The 15,653-nt window shown below is 70.3% G+C and carries 17 protein-coding genes; 3 read left to right on the forward strand and 14 right to left on the reverse strand.

The features are described 5' to 3' along the window. Nucleotides 1–97: 97 nt before the first annotated feature. The 4 genes from FHR33_RS09875 to FHR33_RS09890 form a co-directional block, all read right to left on the reverse strand. The gene (locus tag FHR33_RS09875; RefSeq protein WP_183645657.1) at nt 98–637 is read right to left on the reverse strand and encodes an RNA 2'-phosphotransferase; all 540 of its coding nucleotides are present in this window, start codon (nt 635–637) and stop codon (nt 98–100) included. 134 nt (nt 638–771) lie between these two features. Further along, complete coding sequence (locus FHR33_RS09880) at nt 772–1,722, reverse strand: WD40 repeat domain-containing protein (RefSeq protein ID WP_183645658.1); 951 nt, start codon at nt 1,720–1,722, stop codon at nt 772–774. 4 nt (nt 1,723–1,726) lie between these two features. Next, a complete protein-coding gene (locus FHR33_RS09885; protein ID WP_183645659.1) occupies nt 1,727–2,746 on the reverse strand; it encodes a hypothetical protein in 1,020 nt (339 codons plus the stop codon). Nucleotides 2,747–3,283: 537 nt separating this feature from the next. After that, nucleotides 3,284–3,958: a GntR family transcriptional regulator gene (locus tag FHR33_RS09890; RefSeq protein WP_312895446.1), complete on the reverse strand. Its 675-nt coding sequence runs from the start codon at nt 3,956–3,958 to the stop codon at nt 3,284–3,286. Between the two features lie 107 nt (nt 3,959–4,065). Here FHR33_RS09890 and FHR33_RS09895 point away from each other — a divergent pair, with 107 nt between their 5' ends. Then, the gene (locus FHR33_RS09895) at nt 4,066–5,349 is read left to right on the forward strand and encodes an MFS transporter (RefSeq protein ID WP_183645661.1); all 1,284 of its coding nucleotides are present in this window, start codon (nt 4,066–4,068) and stop codon (nt 5,347–5,349) included. A gap of 54 nt (nt 5,350–5,403) precedes the next feature. After that, nucleotides 5,404–6,324 (forward strand): SPFH domain-containing protein, encoded by a 921-nt coding sequence (locus FHR33_RS09900; protein WP_312895447.1) that lies wholly within the window; start codon nt 5,404–5,406, stop codon nt 6,322–6,324. Between the two features lie 429 nt (nt 6,325–6,753). Here the strand turns inward: FHR33_RS09900 and FHR33_RS50025 are convergent, their stop codons facing one another. The 4 genes from FHR33_RS50025 to FHR33_RS09920 form a co-directional block, all read right to left on the reverse strand. After that, a complete protein-coding gene (locus FHR33_RS50025; RefSeq protein ID WP_246451721.1) occupies nt 6,754–7,305 on the reverse strand; it encodes a DUF8746 domain-containing protein in 552 nt (183 codons plus the stop codon). Nucleotides 7,306–7,724: 419 nt separating this feature from the next. Then, nucleotides 7,725–8,753, reverse strand: a complete 1,029-nt coding sequence (locus FHR33_RS09910) for a TerC/Alx family metal homeostasis membrane protein (RefSeq protein ID WP_183645662.1) — start codon at nt 8,751–8,753, stop codon at nt 7,725–7,727. A gap of 457 nt (nt 8,754–9,210) precedes the next feature. Then, nucleotides 9,211–9,522: a hypothetical protein gene (locus FHR33_RS09915; RefSeq protein ID WP_183645663.1), complete on the reverse strand. Its 312-nt coding sequence runs from the start codon at nt 9,520–9,522 to the stop codon at nt 9,211–9,213. Between the two features lie 75 nt (nt 9,523–9,597). Beyond that, nucleotides 9,598–10,260 (reverse strand): LysR family substrate-binding domain-containing protein, encoded by a 663-nt coding sequence (locus FHR33_RS09920; protein WP_221241035.1) that lies wholly within the window; start codon nt 10,258–10,260, stop codon nt 9,598–9,600. Between FHR33_RS09920 and FHR33_RS49075 the strand changes: the two genes are divergently transcribed. Beyond that, the gene (locus FHR33_RS49075; protein ID WP_221241036.1) at nt 10,253–10,786 is read left to right on the forward strand and encodes an alpha/beta fold hydrolase; all 534 of its coding nucleotides are present in this window, start codon (nt 10,253–10,255) and stop codon (nt 10,784–10,786) included. The genes FHR33_RS09920 and FHR33_RS49075 overlap by 8 nt on opposite strands. 76 nt (nt 10,787–10,862) lie before the next feature. Here FHR33_RS49075 and FHR33_RS53225 read toward each other — a convergent pair whose 3' ends face one another. The 6 genes from FHR33_RS53225 to FHR33_RS09945 are packed head-to-tail and all read right to left on the reverse strand — an operon-like array spanning nt 10,863 to nt 15,653. After that, nucleotides 10,863–10,937 carry an RbsD/FucU domain-containing protein gene (locus FHR33_RS53225; RefSeq protein ID WP_376773281.1) on the reverse strand — a complete coding sequence of 25 codons (75 nt, stop codon included), beginning with the start codon at nt 10,935–10,937 and terminating at the stop codon, nt 10,863–10,865. Further along, nucleotides 10,912–11,253: a D-ribose pyranase gene (gene rbsD / locus FHR33_RS09930; RefSeq protein WP_221241037.1), complete on the reverse strand. Its 342-nt coding sequence runs from the start codon at nt 11,251–11,253 to the stop codon at nt 10,912–10,914. The genes FHR33_RS53225 and rbsD overlap by 26 nt, the downstream gene beginning before the upstream one ends. After that, the gene (locus FHR33_RS09935; RefSeq protein WP_183645666.1) at nt 11,250–12,257 is read right to left on the reverse strand and encodes a ribokinase; all 1,008 of its coding nucleotides are present in this window, start codon (nt 12,255–12,257) and stop codon (nt 11,250–11,252) included. The genes rbsD and FHR33_RS09935 overlap by 4 nt, the downstream gene beginning before the upstream one ends. 2 nt (nt 12,258–12,259) lie before the next feature. Then, on the reverse strand, nt 12,260–13,204 hold the full coding sequence (locus FHR33_RS51680; protein ID WP_281388153.1) for a substrate-binding domain-containing protein: 945 nt from the start codon (nt 13,202–13,204) through the stop codon (nt 12,260–12,262). Nucleotides 13,205–13,219: 15 nt separating this feature from the next. Further along, the gene (locus FHR33_RS51685) at nt 13,220–14,161 is read right to left on the reverse strand and encodes an ABC transporter permease (RefSeq protein WP_312895448.1); all 942 of its coding nucleotides are present in this window, start codon (nt 14,159–14,161) and stop codon (nt 13,220–13,222) included. Beyond that, complete coding sequence (locus tag FHR33_RS09945) at nt 14,151–15,653, reverse strand: sugar ABC transporter ATP-binding protein (RefSeq protein WP_183645667.1); 1,503 nt, start codon at nt 15,651–15,653, stop codon at nt 14,151–14,153. The genes FHR33_RS51685 and FHR33_RS09945 overlap by 11 nt, the downstream gene beginning before the upstream one ends.

Raw genomic sequence — 15,653 nt, forward strand, 5'->3', positions numbered from 1 at the left:
GTTCCGGGGCAGGCCCCCGCGCCCCGGCCACCTCGTCACACTCCCGCCGGAGATCCCCCACCCTGCCCCGGCAGGGAATTAGTCACATCCGGCGGTGTCAGCCAGGGAAGCGGAGGAACGCCGGCGGAACGGCTGCCACCAGCCACACCCCGTTGGCGCTGACCCTGAACTCGTGTCCGCCCTCGTGCATCTCCCCCGCCGCGACGACCAGCACCACGGGAACGCCTCGCCTCGCGCCGACCCGCACGGCCGTGTCCCTGTCGGCCGACAGGTGGACGTACTGCCTCGACATCGGCAGCAGCCCCGACGCCTTGATGGCGCCGAGGCTGCGAGGGGCGGTCCCGTGGTAAAGGATCTCCGGAGGCTCGACGGCCTCCAGCCCGAGATCGACCGCCACCGAGTGCCCCTGGCTCGCCCTGATCAGGTCGCCCTCGATGACGTACCGCTGCTTGTCGTTGTCCGACACCACCCGGGAGAGCTCCTGCCTGGTGATGGGGAAGCCGTGGCGGGCCGCCGCCTCCAGCAGATCGTCGATCGGGACCCAGCCCCGCGCGTCCAGCGTGATCCCGATCGCGGCCGGATCGTGGCGCAGGTGCCTGGCGAGGTACTTCGAGATCCGCACGGTCCGGTCCTTCATGCAGGCATTGTGCCGCAGGGCGGCCGGAACCTTCTTCGGATCCACATCCGCGAGCCCGCCGCCCGCCTGCCGTCCGGCGAAGGGCAAGGCCCGCGGCGTCACACGTGGAGCGCAGCGCGGGCCAGGGGTGCCGCTCAGCCGCCGCAGGCGGCGAAGACGAAGGTGTCCTTCAGCATCGAGTAGCTGTCACGGACGCGCGTCGCCCCCGACGTCACGTCGTGCTGCATCACCGTCATCCTGGTCGCCTTGCCCTCCGGGTACTGCGAGACGTGCAGGGTGACCTGGTTGTCGCCCGTCCAGTCCAGCTTGTGGACCGTCCCCTCCTTGGGCAGCTTGATCGGGTGACTGCTGACCATCTGGTCGGAGTGCAGGTCGTACAGCGCGACCTTCGACCCCGCCACATGCACCGCGATGGTCCTGCCGTCGGCGCTGAGCGCGTAGGGGCCGTTGCCGGCGACCAGCTGCGGCGGCGTGCCCGACAGCAGCCGCCTGCCCGCCAGGTCGAAGACATGCATCTCCATCACCGACTCGTCGCCGTCGGCGCTGGTCAGGACCCTGTCTCCATCGCCGCTGAAGCCGATGAAGTTCTGGTACCTGGGCAGCGTCCCCAGCTTGTTCCCCGTCGCCGTGTCGAACAGCCGCACCCTGGACGTGACGACCGCGAGCCGCGCGCCGTCGTCGGAGAGCTGGAGCACCACGTCGTACTGGTTGGTCCTGGGCGGCAGCGCGTCCTTCGGCAGCAGGGTGACGCCCCCGTGCACGGTGCGGACGGCCAGCCTGCCGTCCTTCCTGAAGTAGGCGACCTTCCGCCCGTCGCCGGAGACGGCCAGCGGCGCCACCGCGTAGTCGACCTCCTTGCCGTTCGCGCCGACCGCCCGCAACTGGGCGTCCCTGAGCAGCGTGACCTTGCCTTCGTGGCTGACCAGCCGCCAGGTGCCGCACGGGACGGTGGCGCCGTCCTTCTTCACGCAGCCCTTCGCGGAGGCGTAGCGGATCGCGCCGTGCCCTGGGTCGGCCAGCGCCGTGCCCGGCAGCCCGAGCATCGCCAGTGCGACGGCGATCGCCGCCAGGATTCTGATCTTCATCTCGTCACTCTCCCGCCGTCAGCCAGGTGTAGTTCCTGGCGGTGACCGTGAACGTGTCGGCGGGCTTGACCGCGCCCGTCGTGGTGTCGACGGTGAGCACCCGTACCACCGTCGGCTTCTCGTCCCCGCCCGTGTGCGCCTTGACCGTGAGGCTGCCCTCGCCGGTCCAGTGGGCGAGGTAGACCGTCGCGTCCGGCCTGAGCGGCAGCGTCACCGCCGCCGACAGCCGGTCGGTGGTCAGGTCGTACAGGCGCAGCTTGGGAGGCACGCGCGTGTCGGCGTTGCCGCCGATGAGCACGGCGACGGTGTGACCGTCGGCCGACAGGGCGCGTGTGGAGGCGTTCATCACCACCTGCGGCGGGACCTTGGCGACGCTGTGGCCGTCCAGTCCGTGCGCGACCAGCGTGGTGGTGTTGTCGTTGTTGTGGCGCGTGGCCAGCGCCTCGTCCCCGTCGCCGCTGAACCCCTCGAGATCGTCGGCGGCGGGCAGCTTCACGATCTTCCCCGTGGCGACCGTGACGATCTTGCCAGGCTCGCGCGCCGCCTCGTCGTTGTGCTCCACCAGCACCCTGTCCCCCGCGTGCGAGAGCCAGGCTCGCAGACTGTCGGTGCCCTTCCTGGTCAGCGAGGCCGGCAGGACGGTCCCCCTGCCACCCGCGACCTTCCGCACGACCAGCCGGTGGTCCTTGACGCGCTCGTAGAGGATCCACTGGCCATCGCCGCTGATGGCGAACGCGCCCACGATGTCGGCCTTGCGCCCGCGGGCGTCCACCGCGGTGGCGGAGGCGCCGGCGACGGTGACCGTGCCGCCGGCCCTGAGCCTGAGGCGCCAGGCACCGCACGGGTGGCCGAGTCCGTCCGCGTCCTTGCACGCGCCCACCCACGCCATGCGGGCGGTGGCGGCGTCCGACTCGGCGGCCGTCGCCTTGGTGATGGTGGTCGCGGTGGTGTCCGCGTGTGCCGGGACGGTCGTCCCGCCGACGGCCAGTGCCACGGCCGCCGCTCCCAGAAGTGTCCTTTTCATGACCCCTCTCCTTCTTCAACCGGTTGGACTCCCCCATCGCGGGATCGGTTGGTCACAGGTCAGCCACAGCTGCGGTACGGCCGGCAAAAGCCGTCACGTCGTCCGGGGCGGGCGGGTGTCGCCGAGGCGATCAGAGAGGTCCTCCGGGGAGGGCGAGCCCTTGGGGGAGTCGAGCGGGGCAGAGTTGAGGCGGACGACATCGCCATGGGCGCTACCAGGCGCGACGAGATCTCCCGGGGCGACGTCACCAACGGATGACACCACCCAGCGGGACGAAGTCCATCCGGCAGGGCGAGGTCTCGCGGCCTGATTCGTCGAGCGGGGCAGAACCGAGGCAGACGACACCGCCCGGAGCGCTCTCAGACGAACCGAGATTTATCGGGTCGACGTCACCAGCGGATGGCATCACCAAGCGGGGTGCAGTCGAGCGGTCGGATTCGTGGAGCGGGGCGGTGTCGCGTCGGAACGCGGGGTACCGGCCACCGTGCAGCGAGGCGGCCCGGCGGGTCCGACTCGGAGGTAGAAGACGCCGGCGGGTCAGCCGGCGGGTTCGTACGCCTGGAGGAGCAGCCGTTCGGCGTCGTCGAGGTAGATCTCCAGATACGTCGCCGCGTCCTCCGCCCGCCGCGCCTCCAGCAGCCCCAGGAGCAGCCGGTTGCGTTCGACGAACGGCTCGTGCAGGGATCGGGGGTTGCGCATCGCGTGGAAGACCAGCCGCAGCTCCGCCAGCAGTTGCCGCATCGTCTCGTCCAGGCGCGGGCTTTGGTTGAGGGCGACGAGGGCCTGGTGGAAACGGCTGTTGGCGGTACCGACGTCCTGCCACCTGTCGTCGGAGGCCGAGCGTTCGGCCTCCTCCACCGTCTCCCCGATCAGCCGCAGCGCCTCGGGCGAGGCCTCGGCGCAGCGCCGTACGGCGGCGCCCTCCAGGACCCTGCGCATGCGGTAGAGGTCGGCTACGTCGGCGGCCGACAGGACGCGGACGAACACCCCACGGTTCAGCTTGTGGTCAAGCAGGCGCTCGTGCCCCAGCAGCCTGAAGGCCTCGCGGAGGGTGTTGCGTGAGACGCCGAGCGCGCTGCCGATCGCCTCCTCGGACAGGCGCTCGCCCGGCACGAACAGGCCCTCGATGATGCGCTCGCGCAGGATGTCGGCCACCCGCTCGGCCGTACTGCTGCGCCCCAGGCGGGATCGATCGTGCTCCAGCGCTGCCACCGCGTTATCCACAGTCCAAAGAGAATCATCGAACAAAACTCTTGTCGAATTGTTGAACGATCCTTAGATTCGATCGTAATACCCCCCACGCAGCTAGGAGCCATGACATGCACCAGACGCGGCGGGTGATCCTCGCCAGCCTGATCGGCACGTCGCTGGAGTGGTACGACTTCTTCCTCTACAGCACGGCGGCGTCGCTGGTGTTCGGCAAGCTGTTCTTCCCGACCTTCGACCCGCTCAGCGCGACCCTGCTCGCCCTGGTCACCAACGCGGTCGCCTTCGTCGCCCGCCCGCTCGGCGGCATCGTGTTCGGCCACTTCGGCGACAGGGTCGGGCGCAAGACCGTCCTGGTGGTGACGCTCCTGGTCATGGGCGTCTCGACGTTCCTCATCGGCCTGCTGCCCGGCTACGACGCCATCGGTGTGGCCGCGCCGATCCTGCTCGGCGTGCTCAGGTTCGTCCAGGGCCTCGGGCTGGGCGGCGAGTGGGGCGGCGCCGTCATCATGTCGATCGAGCACGGCGACCCGCGCCGGCGCGGCTTCAACGCCAGCTGGCCCCAGGTGGGCGTGCCCGCGGGCTTCATCATGGCCACCGCGCTGCTCGGCATCCTGAACGCGACACTGTCCGAGGCCGCGTTCCTGTCGTGGGGCTGGAGGGTGCCGTTCCTGCTGTCCGGCGTGCTGGTCCTGGTCGGCCTCTGGGTCCGGGTGAAGATCACCGAGTCGCCGCTGTTCGCCGAGATCGAGCAGAAGGGCGCCAAGGCCAGGATGCCGCTGATCGAGGTGCTGCGCACGCACCCCCGCGCGCTGCTGTCGGCCTTCACCGCGCGCATCGGCGTCGACGTGGCCTTCTACACCTTCACGATCTACATCCTGCTCTACATCACCACTGTGCTGAAGATGGAGCGCTCGGTCGGGCTCAACGCGGTCCTCATCGGCTCGGCCTGCCAGCTGCTGCTGATCCCGCTGTTCGGTGCTCTCTCCGACCGGTACGGCAGGCGCACGGTCTACCTGTCCGGCGTGGTCGGCGCCGCCGTCTGGGTGTTCTTCTTCTTCCCGCTGCTCGACACCAAGTCCTTCCCGCTCATCGTCGTGGCCGCCGTGGTCGCCCTGGTCACCCACGCGGCGATGTACGGCCCGCAGGCCTCCTTCATCGCCGAGCTGTTCAGCACCCGCCTGCGCTACAGCGGCGCGTCCATGGGCTACCAGGTGGCGGGCATCGTCGGCGGCGCCATCGCGCCGATCATCGCCCTGCAGCTCCACGCCACCTACGGCACGACCACCGCCGTGTCCGTCTACGTGGTGATCGCGCTGGCGATCACCGCCTTCGGTCTCGCCATCGCGCCCAGGAGCGCCGAGGCGCAGGCTCAGGCCGTCCAGGCCACGAGGTAGCCGCGAGAAGGGACGTGGGCGGCGGCTGCCACCGCCGCCCACCTGGAGGTGCTCGTGAGAGTCATCCTGATCATCGTCGCCGCCGTGCTCGCGGTCCCCGTCCTGGTCGGCCTGGTCGGCGGGTGGGAGAGCACGGACGGCGGCCAGGTCGCCGTCGTGCGCGACGGCGGGCCGCTCGACGACAACAAGGTCCGCCAGGTCATCCAGCCGGGCTCCGGCCTGACCTGGACCGGCTGGTGGTCGGCCGTCCACACCTACCCCGCCCAGCAGCGCTTCTACACCATCACCGCCGACGCCAAGCGCGCCACCGCCCTCGGCGTGGACGTCGTGACGGTCCCCAGCAGCGACGGGGTGAACCTCGGCATCGAGGGCACGCTCTACTTCACCCTCAATCTCGACCCCGCGACGTTGAAGACCTTCGACGACAGGTACGGCACGCGCACCTACAAGGGCGAGCTGTACGCGTGGGAGGGCGACGAGGGCTGGTCGGCCTTCTTCGGCCAGGCCGTGCGGCCGGTCATCGACAACGCGCTGCGCATCCAGGTCGGGGGCATGCGCTGCGCGGAGCTCGTGCCGTCCTGCGCGCTGCTGGGCAGTTCCACGCTCAAGGCCCAGGACAGCAACGCCACGATCGCCAAGGTGCAGGACGGCGTCAACAGGACACTGGCCCGCGACCTGGCCGCCACGCTCGGCGGCGAGTACCTGACGGGGCTGCGGTTCACGCTGGCCAGGGTGGCGCTGCCCGAGCCTGTGCAGCAGTCGGTGGACCGCTCGCTGGCGGCCAACGCCGCCGTCTCGGAGGCGCAGGCGAGGGTGGCGCAGGCCAGGGCGGAGGCCGAGGCGAACAGGGCCAGACAGGACGGCTACGACAAGTGCCCTGCCTGCGCGGAGATCGAGAAGCTGAGGGCCCTGCCGAAGGGCATCACCGTGTACGCCCCCGGCAACCCCGAGGCGGTGGTGATCCCCTCCCGCTAGCGAACGCTCCCAGGTCCAGCCGCTCGTGAGGGGGAGCGACCGGCCGTGGCTTGTGCCCGACAGTCCTGTGGTCTCCCTGTCAGATGCTGCGATCGGCTTGACGGGGGGTACGGTCGGCGCTCTCGTGGTGCGTGTCGTGCTCGCGGCGCTGGTGGTGGCAGATGGTGGCGGCGGCCAGCGCGGCGCTCCAGATCGGCCGGAAACACTCCGGCCGCCTGCCGCGAAGGTATGGAATCCAGGGCGGGAAGATCTCGCCCCACCGCCGGGTCGGTCCGAGGGGCGCCCGCGCTGCGGGGGGACCAGCGCTCGCGCTCCTGCCGACGTGTGTCGGCCGGCGTCGCGACGGCGGACAGCAGCCGTGACCTTACGGCGGGGGTCGAAAGGCATATGAGTATAAACGTTCCGCCTCAACCCCGGATCGCCCACCCTTCATCGGGCCACCTCCGTGACGGCGGCGGGGCGGGCGCCGTACTCGACGCTGTCCTCGGTGAGCTCCATGAACGCCTCCTCCAGGGAGGCGCTGCGCGGCGTCAGCTCCCGCAGCGCGATCCATGCCCGCAGCGCCAGCTCGCCGATCCCCGCAGCGTCCATGCCCCGCACGGACAGTGCCCGCTCGGACAGCTCTTGCTCAGACAGCTCTTGCTCAGACAGCTCTTGCTCAGACAGCTCTTGCTCAGACAGGCCTTGCATGGACTGGCCTTGCACGGACGGGTCGCCGCCCGCGGCCGTCTCAGGCGTCGGCGGGGCCGTGCGGGGCGTGCCGGGCGTCGGCGGGGCCGCCCGCTCGGCGCTCGCGGCGGTCTCGGCGGCTACGGTCGCGCCGTGCGCGCGCAGGATCTGCGCCAGCCGTTCCGGGTGTGCCGCGCGCAGCAGCACGTCACGCTGGAAGCGTGCGGCGAGCGCGTCCATGGTCGTGTCGGCGATCAGCCAGCCGCGTCCGATGACGACGACGTGGTCGGCGGTGATCGCCAGCTCGTTCATCAGATGGCTGGAGAGCAGGACGGTGCGGCCTTCGGCCGCGAGTGAGCGCAGCAGCTCGCGGATCCATCTGCCTCGGCCTCAGCCCAGATGAAGGCACGTTCTCGCTGGAGAAGCTCCCCAAGAGCCCACTCGGCGTAGGCGACGTACTCGCCAGCGTCACGTGCCATCCCTGCAGCGTGACAGGGCACGCCAACGGCACGCGCCCACATTCCCCCAGCCATCCCCGTTGTGATCCTTTGGGGAGGGACCCCGAACAACTCCTATATCTGGAGCTGCAGTCGGGTGAAACACGTCGCTACCGCCAATTTCTGCACTCAGCCTCCCCGAAGACCTTGTTGTGAGCGTGTGGCCTGCCCCGAGCAGAGAGCTTCGGGGGCCGATCGGGGCAGGCAGCTCACGGCGCATCTGACGCGGGCTGATCACGGTCGCGCGATCGTCTGCCGCTGCGGTACGGCTGCGCGCCGGCGATCGCGCCGGTTGGCGTGCACGCTGGTGAGCGTGACGGCGGCCAGGACCGCGATGATCACTGCGAGCGAGGCCAGGGTGGGGATCTCCGGCACCTGTGGCCAGATGCCGTGCGCCCAGTGCAGGACGAGCTTGACGCCGATGAACGCCAAGATCACGGCGAGTCCGTGGTTGAGGTGGCGCAGCTTGGTCAGCGCGCCGATCAGCACGAAGTACAGCGCTCGCAGGCCCAGCAGCGCGAAGGCGTTGGTGGCGAAGACCAGGAAGGGGTCTTCGGTCACTCCGTACACGGCGGGTACCGAGTCGACGGCGAAGACGATGTCGGTGGCGAAGACGGCCACGATCGCCAGCGCCAGCGGGGTCAGGGCGCGGCGGCCGCCGTCGCGGACGATGAGGTGAGGGCCGCGGTAGTCGTCGGTGACCGGCATGACGCGGCGCAGCAGCCGGATGGAGCGCATGGCGGAGATGTCGACCTGCTGCTCCTGGCCGGTCATCGCGTCCTTGACGAGTTTCCCGGCGGTGACGATCAGGATGGCGCCGAACAGCAGGAACGCCCAGGTGCCGCTCTGCAGGGCGGCCGCTCCCAGCGCGATGAAGATCGCCCGCAGCACCAGGGCGCCGACGATGCCGTACAGCAGGACGCGTTGGGCCAGCGCGTCCGGGACTGCGAAGGCCGACAGCAGCAACATGAACACGAACAGGTTGTCCACCGACAGCGACTTTTCCACCACATATCCGGTGAAGAACTCGAGCGCTGTCCCGGAGCCGAACGCCTGCCACACGTAGGCGCCGAAGGCCAGCGGCAGCGCCAGGTAGAAGATCGACCACCCCAGCGCCTCGCCCATCCGCACACGGTGCGGGCGCCGCGTCAGTATGAAGTCGACGGCCAGCAGCACCGCCAGGCCGGCCACCGTAATGGTCCACAGCTGCGGCGAACCGATAGATTCCGGCGAAAGGGTGATGTGAGTCGTCTGAGCCGACACGGGACCTCCTCGAACAGCCGAGCATGTTCGAGGTCTCCTTCACCCCTGTCGCGCGGGCGGCCGTCCCGGGGACCCTGCCTGAGGTCCGTACTGACCGGGGTCGGCGCTTGGGAAGTACTCCCCTCGCCTTTCAGGGTAGGCCACCTGCTCCGGCACCTCCACCCGCAAGCACTGGCCGACCTACCACGGCTCGGTGACGAGGTTTGACCGTTGGTGCGAGCTGGGCGGATAGTGGAGGCAGCGCGAAGGGGAGTACCCGCCGATCGCCTCGATCGACATCCCGATCGCCACCACGGCCCTGCCAAGGGTCCGGCGGGGTGGCCCTCCCGCCGACGCGGAGGGCGCGGGAAGACCTTCGTCCCCATGACCGCATGGTCGTGGCGAGACGAAGGGAAGGCTCACATGTCCATCATGACCGAGATCCTCATCGGCATCCTGCTGTTGCTGTCCGCGCTCATCAGCGCCGCCGCCCTATGGGTTGGACCACCGCGATCACACGCAGACCACACCGCCGCAACAGGTCCTCCTCGGTCGCCTGCTCAGGCACACGGCAGAAGGCGATGAAGTTCTCGGTCTCTCCCGTCTTGAGGACCTGTTCGATCCGACAGGGGAGCGCATCCGCCGTCTCACTGTTGGTCTCAGGGCGCCTGCGGGACAAGGGCACGCGTTCCATCAGCGTGGTCGTACCACAGACATACCGATAGTCGAACTTGACGGTAGTGCGCGCGTGTGTGTCGCTCACCAGAGATCGGAACAACTCCTCGAGCACGGAGTGCGGTCATAGTCTCGTTCGTACTCGAACGTTCTGCCAAGTTGTCCTGAGCCGCGCGGGCACCGGTGAAGATCACGTCGCGTCGGCCGGGGTCGTGGGCTGCTGAGCCAGGGCGACGGTGCCGATGTCGCGAGCCGTCTGGGCCAGGGCACGGATGTGCGCGCTCTCGCTGCTGATGCGCCAAGTCAGCGCCCATTGGGTGGCCGGGGCGTCGGTGATCGGCAGGAATACGACCCCCGGGTGGCTGTAGTACCGAGTGGTGTGGGCGTTCAGTGGAGAGACGCACCATCCCGCGGCGACGAGGGACAGCACCTCGTGGAAGGTGCGCGCGCTCGCTCCCCGCGGGATGCGGCGGCCGCTCGGGGTGCGCCAGGGAGCCATGGATTCCACCCAGTAGTCGGGCGCGTCCGCGCCGCCGTCGACGACGAGGTGGTCGCCGAGGTCTTCCAGGGACGCCGAGCCCCCGGCGGCCAGGGGGTGGTTGGCGGCCACGGCCAGGACGCGGCCTTCGGTCAGCACGACCGGGCCGACGGTGAGGTCGGGCTCCCTGACGGGCAGCCACAGCAGCTGCAGGTCGGCCTGGCCGGTGCGCAGCTGTGTGAAGGGGGCGCTGAAGTGGAACTCGGCGATCTGGACGTCGCTTCCCGGATAGCGGCTGCGGAAGGTGTCGATGAGGTGGCGGAGCGGCGGCTGGGCCCTGGCCTTCGCCCAGCGCCACCCTGACCGCGTGACCAAGCTCGCCCTGCTCGACGCCACCGGGCTTGACCTGCCCGGCACCTGGATGTGGGAGTCGTTGAAGATCCCCGTCATCGGTGAGCTGGCCGTCAAGCTGTCCACCGGCAAGTCCGCCGTTCGCGGCCTGGCCGAGGGCATGATGGTCAACAAGCAGCGCGTCACCGACCAGCTGCTGGACGAGTGGTGGGCGCCGATGACCTTCCACGACAACATCCGCGCCACCTACCTGCTGGAACGCCGCCTGGACTGGCTGCCGACCGAACGCGCCCTGTCCACCACCGAGACCCTGGTCCTTGTGCTGTGGGGCAGGCAGGACACCGTCCAGCCCGTGGAGCGCGCACACCACTTCGCCGAACTGCTGCCCGACGCCCGGCTCCAGATCCTGGACGGCTGCGGCCACGCCCCCAGCTGGACTGCCCGGAACCGGTCAACCAGCACCTCCAGACCTTCTTCGCCGACTCACCGTGACCATCCTCACCACCTGCCCGTCGTGCTTCAGGGCGATGTTGCCCAGCCTGGCACCTGAGGGTCCAGGCGAACGATCCTGTCAGCCGCGCCGGTCCTCCTGCTCGGGAGATCGCGACGGGGCGAGGGTTCAGGTGTCAGAAGTAGACGCCGCAGTGCAGGATCACGTTGGCGTACGGGCGGGCCTCACCCGTCCGTACCGCCAGCTTCACCTCGCGCGACAGGCGTTTGAGCTCCTCGTGCGGGACGTACTCCAGGCCCGGCAGCCGCTCCCCCAGCAGGGCCGGCGCAGGCCGGGTTGGCCTCGCCGACCTCGCTGGCCGCGACGGCGCCCTCCACGACCAGTTCGGCCAGCAGGCCGTCCAGCACCTCGGCGAAGGACGGCACGCCCGCCACGAAGGCCAGGTCCACCACCTCCACGCCGGCGGGGATCGGCATCCCGCTGTCGCAGACCAGCACCCGGTCGGTGTGGCCGAGCCTGGCCAGCTGGCCGGCCAGCGCCGCGTTGAGTATCCCCGAGCGCTTCACAGCTCCTCCCCGCGGGGATACGAGCTCTGGGCGCCCTCCCTGCGGACGGCGGCGGCGCCCACCTTGGCCGCGAAGCCCGCCGCCTCCGGCAGGGTGTCGCCGAGGGCCAGGCGCCAGGCCAGCGCGCCGGTGAAGGCGTCGCCCGCGCCCGTGGTGTCCACGACGTCCACGACGGGGCTCGGCACCACCGTCACGACCGCCCCTTCCGGACGGCCAGGGGCACCGTCCCCATGAGCCGCGACACCACCCGGCGCGGCCTCCGGAACGCCCGCGTGGTCGGGAGCGCCCGCCGCGGCGTCCACGAAACCAGGCGGCCCGGCGGTCGGGGGCTCGGCCACCACCGCGCCGTCCGCCCCCAAGGTGATCACCACCGATCGCGGTCCCAGCGCGAGCAGCGCGCGCGCCATCCCGGCGGGCTCGGAGACGGCATCAGCCGAGGCCGCGCCCAGCAGGAACGCCGCCTCGTGCTCGTTGACCACCAGCGGATCGGCCAGCGCCAGTAGCTCGCCGGGCAGCTCGCGGGGCGGTGAGGCGTTCAGCACCGCCCTGCGGGCGGCGCGGGCGGCCTCCGTCACGGTGTCGAGCGGGATCTCCAGCATGAGCGAGACCACCGCCGCCCCGCTCACCAGGTCGCCGGCGGCTGTCACGTCCGCGGGGGTGAGGCGCGCGTTGGCGCCGGGCGAGACGATGATGCTGTTGTCGCCCTCGGCGTCGACGGTGATGAGCGCGACGCCGCTGGCCCCCTCGGTCTCCATCACGTGCTCCACGCCGACACCCTCGGCGGCGAGCCCCTCGACCAGGCGAGCGCCGTACTGATCGGTGCCGGTCCTGGCGAGCAGGGCGACGTCCGCGCCGAGCCTGGCGGCGGCGACGGCCTGGTTGGCGCCCTTGCCGCCGGGGAAGGTGTCGAGGTCGGAGCCCATCACGGTCTCGCCGGGCGCGGGCCTGCGCCCGACCCTGACCACGAGGTCGGCGTTGACCGACCCCACGACCACCACGTCCATGGTCAGCTCGCGAACTCGGAGACGTTGTCCTTGGTCGCGACCTTCACCGGCACGGCCACCGTCTGCTGGATGCTCTCGCCCTTGGCGGCCTTCACCGCTCCGGCGATGGCCTGCTGGCCGAGGACCTTGGGCTGCTGGGCGACGGTCGCGGCGAGGGTGCCCGCCTGGACGGCCTTGAGCCCGTCGGGGGTGCCGTCGAAGCCGACGACCTTCACCGCCGAGCCCGCCTTGGCGCCGAGAGCCTTGATCGCGCCGAGCGCCATCTCGTCGTTCTCGGCGAAGACGCCGGTGACGTCGGGGTGCGACTGCAGGAGGTTGGTCATGACGTCCAGGCCCTTGGTGCGGTCGAAGTCCGCGGGCTGGGAGGCGACCACCTGGATGCCGGGGTAGGCCTTGATGCCCTCGGTGAAGCCCTGTCCCCTGTCGCGGGAGGCGGAGGTGCCCGCGACGCCCTGGAGCACCACGACCCTGCCCTTCTCCCCCATCTGCTTGGCCAGCTCCTCGGCCGCCAGCTTGCCGCCCTGGACGTTGTCGGAGGCGACGGTCTGCTTGACCTCGGCGCCGTTGACGCCGCGGTCGGCGGCGATGACCGGGATGTTGCTCCGCTCTGCCGCCTTGACGGCCGGCGCGGCCGCGTCGGAGTCGACCGGGTTGATGACGATCGCCTTCATGTTCTGGCTGGTGAAGTTCTGGACCTGGTTCACCTGCTGCGAGGCGTCGTTCTGGGCGTCGGTGACGGTCAGCGAGACGCCGAGCTTCTTGGCCTCCTCCTCCGCGCCCGCGCGCAGCTGGACGAAGTAGGGGTTGTTCAGTGTGGAGACCGACATGCCGATCTTGATATCCCCCGAGCCGCCGCCCGTGGCGGTAGGCCCGGTGGTGTCGGCCGAACCGCAGGCGGTCAGGCCGAGCGCGAGCGCGGCACCGGCCGCGATGATCCTCAGCTTCATGACTGTTCTCTTCCCTTAATTGCTTGACCTGCGACGCAGGGTGTCGACGAGGACCGCGAGCGCGATCACGACGCCGATCACCACCTGCTGCCAGAAGGCGGAGACGGACAGGAGATTCAGGCCGTTGCGCAGGACGGCGAGGATGAGCGCGCCGACGAAGGTGCCGAAGGCGCGGCCCTTGCCTCCGGACAGGCTGGCCCCTCCGATGACGACGGCGGCGATGGCGTCGAGCTCGTAGCCGGCGGCGGCCTGCGGCTGGGCGGAGGCGAGACGGCTGGCCAGCACGATGCCCGCGACGGCGGCGAAACCGCCCGACAGGGCGTAGGTGACGAGCTTCTGCCTGTTGACCTTGATGCCGGAGAGCCTGGCGGCCTCCTCGTTGCCGCCGATCGCGTACATGGCGCGGCCCGGATAGGTGCGGTTGAGGATGACGGCGGCGATGAGACCCATGACCACCATGACGATCACCGGGATGGGCAGGTAGCCGCCGATGGTGTCGCCGACGTGGGAGACCGCGTCGGGCATGGCGATCGGGCTGCCCTGGGAGATGACCAGAGCGAGGCCCCTGGCGATGCCGAGCATGGCCAGGGTCGCGATGAAGGGGGGCAGCTTGCCGTACGCGATGAGGGCGGCGTTGGCCAGCCCGCACACCACGCCGACGGCCAGCGCGATCACCGTGGCCAGCGGCCACGGCAGGCCCGAGGTCGTGGACAGGTAGGCCAGCGTGATCGCCGACAGGGCGGCCACGGAGCCGACCGACAGGTCGATGCCCGCGGTGATGATGACGAACGTGGCGCCGAAGGCGAGGATCGCGGTGACGGCCGCCTGCACGCCGACGTTGAGCAGGTTGCTCACGCTCAGGAAGTCGCTGGACAGCAGCGACAACGCGACGGCCAGGACCACGAGCGCGACGAGCGCGCCGTTCTCCGAGAACCAGACCTTCGTTCTACTGGACACGAGTTCCCTCCACCTCGGTGACGGCCAGCGCCATCACCGTGTCCTGTGTCGCCTCGCCCGCGGGGAGTTCGCCGACGAGCCTGCCTCTGGCCATGACGAGCACTCTGTCGCTCATGCCGATCACCTCGGGGAGATCGCTGGAGATCATGAGGACGGCGTGGCCCGAGGCCGTCAGAGAGTTGATCAGTTGGTAGATCTCGACCTTGGCGCCGACGTCGATGCCGCGGGTCGGTTCGTCGAGGATGAGGACGCTGACGTCGGCCAGCAGCCACTTGCCGATGACGACCTTCTGCTGGTTGCCGCCCGAGAGCGTGCGGACCTCCTGGCCGAGCCCGCTCATCCTGACCCCGAGCTGGCCGGCGACCTTGGCGGCCGCCTTGCGCTGGCCCGAGCGGTCCACGAAGCCGCCGTGGCTGGCGTCGCCGAGCGTCACCAGGCCGAGGTTCTCGGCGATGTCGGCGCCGAGCACCAGGCCCTGCCCCTTGCGGTCCTCCGGCACCAGGCCGAGGCCCGCGGCCATCGCCGCGTGGATGTCTCCTGCGGGCAGCGGCCTGCCGTCCACCGTGACCTCGCCGGTGTCGTAGCGGTCGGCGCCGAAGATCGCTCTGGCCACCTCCGTACGGCCCGCGCCCACCAGCCCCGCCAGCCCGACGACCTCGCCCGCGCGCACCTCGAAGGAGACGTCGTCGAAGGCGCCGCGCCTGCCGAGCCCGCTCACCTTCAGCAGGGCCCTGCCGGGCTGCTCGGGCTCCCTGGGGTACTGCTGGTCGATGGGGCGGCCGACCATGAGCCTGACGAGCTCGTCCTCCGCTGTGTTCGCCGGCACCTCGGCCACCGAGCGCCCGTCGCGCAGGACGGTCACCCTGTCGCCGATCTGGGCGATCTCCTCGAGGTGGTGGGTGATGAAGACGATCGCCACGCCCTCGTCGCGCAGCTGCCTGACGATGGAGAAGAGCTTGTCCACCTCGCTGGTGGTCAGCACCGCGGTCGGTTCGTCCATGATCAGCACACGGGCGTTCAGCGCGAGCGCCTTGGCGATCTCGACCATCTGCATGCGCGCGATGCCGAGCGTTCCGATCCTCCTGCGCGGGTCGAGGTCGAGCCCGACCCTGTCGAGCAGCTCACGGGCCTGGCGGTGCATGGCCTTGACGTCGATGAAGCCGAACCTGCGGGGCGGGCGGCCGAGCGCGAGGTTCTCCCCCACCGTCAGCTCGGGGACCAGGTTGAACTCCTGGTAGATGGTGGCGATGCCGAGGCGCTGGGCGTCGCCTGCCGTACGGACCTCCACGGGCTGCCCGTCGAGCAGGATGCGGCCCTCGTCGGGGTGGTAGGCGCCGGAGAGCATCTTGATCAGCGTGCTCTTGCCGGCGCCGTTCTCGCCGAGCAGCACGTGGACCTCGCCGGTGCGCAGGGAGAGGTCCACACCGTCCAGCGCGAGGACGCCGGGGAAGCGCTTGCGCAGGCCCTCGACCCTGAGGATCTCCTCGCTCAT

Origin of the sequence: Nonomuraea dietziae, assembly GCF_014195505.1 — a bacterium.
GTDB classification, from domain to species: domain Bacteria; phylum Actinomycetota; class Actinomycetes; order Streptosporangiales; family Streptosporangiaceae; genus Nonomuraea; species Nonomuraea roseola.